At 54.3% G+C, this 1,248-nt stretch carries 1 protein-coding gene; it reads right to left on the bottom strand.

Translation table 11 applies throughout. The features are described 5' to 3' along the window. Positions 1-31 precede the first annotated feature (31 nt). A protein-coding gene (locus AB6T85_RS23695) for an IS3 family transposase (protein ID WP_253459590.1) occupies positions 32-1,182 on the bottom strand; the annotation gives its coding sequence in 2 pieces (ribosomal slippage) (positions 32-924 and positions 924-1,182; 1,152 coding nt in all). Positions 1,183-1,248 lie beyond the last annotated feature (66 nt).

Here is a 1,248-nt window from a genome sequence, read left to right as displayed (position 1 = left end):
CTGATCCTACCCACGTAATGTGGACACGGCCCTAAGCGAGGTTTTGGTTTTCAAACTGTTCCGGGCTAAGACCGCCACAGGCACTGTGACGACGCCAGCGATTGTAATCGCACTCGATATAATTAAACACTGCCGTTCGCATTATTTCCCGGCTGGCAAAGTTCTCTCCGTGGATACATTCCACCTTCAGTGAGTGAAAGAAGCTTTCCGCACAGGCATTGTCGTAACAACAGCCTTTAGCGCTCATACTGCCCTGCAGATTATGCCGTTTCAGTAAGCTCTGGTAATTCGTTGAACAGTACTGACCACCCCGGTCTGTGTGCACGATGACATTTTCCGGGCGTTTACGCCGCCATAACGCCATCTGCAGTGCATCGCAGGCAAGCTGTGCCGTCATCCGTGAGGACATCGACCAGCCAATGACTGACCGCGACCACAGGTCAATCACCACCGCCAGATACAGCCAGCCTTCACCGGTGCGCAGATACGTGATGTCACCCACCCACTTCTGATTCGGGCCGCTGGCGTAAAAGTCCTGATTCAACAGATTCTCGGATACTGGCAGACCATGCTCACGGTAACTGACCGGGCTGAACCGGCGCGAGGCTTTCGCCCGCAGCCCCTGACGACGCAGACTGGCGGCGATAGTCTTGATGTTGTACTCCGGCAGTTCATCAGCAAGACGAGGTGCTCCATAACGCTGTTTTGCCCTGGCAAAGGTCTGTCGAACCGCATCATCGCAGACAAGTCGGAACTGTTGACGTCGGTTTATCTGGTGACGACGCTGACGCCAGGCATACCAGCCACTGCGGGCGACCTGCAGTACCCGGCACATGGCTTTAATACTGAACTCAGCCTGATGCTTTTCGATAAAGACATACTTCATTTCAGGCGTCTGGCGAAGTATGTCGCGGCCTTTTGGAGAATGGCCAGCTCCTCGTCCCGTTCAGCCAGTTGGCGTTTGAGGCGGGCATTCTCAGCGGCGAGTTCGCTCTCACGTTCAGAGGACGTTGCCTGTTGCTGCCGCTTGCTACGCCAGGTGTAAATTTGCGACTCATAAAGGCTGAGTTCGCGGGCGGCTGCGGCCACACCAATGCGCTCGGCCAGTTTCATGGCTTCGTTGCGGAATTCAGGTGTATGTTGCTTGCGTGGCTTTTTGGTGGTTGATACTGATTTTGTCATGTGAGTCACCTCTTGCTTGAGAGTTTACTCACTTAGTCGCGTGTCCACTATTGCTGGGTAAGATCA

It is taken from the genome of Erwinia aeris (genome assembly GCF_041224955.1).
Taxonomy (GTDB): Bacteria; Pseudomonadota; Gammaproteobacteria; order Enterobacterales; family Enterobacteriaceae; genus Erwinia; species Erwinia aeris.
The sequence above is the reverse complement of the archived record's forward strand: the minus strand, read 5'-3'. Positions and strand labels throughout refer to the sequence as shown.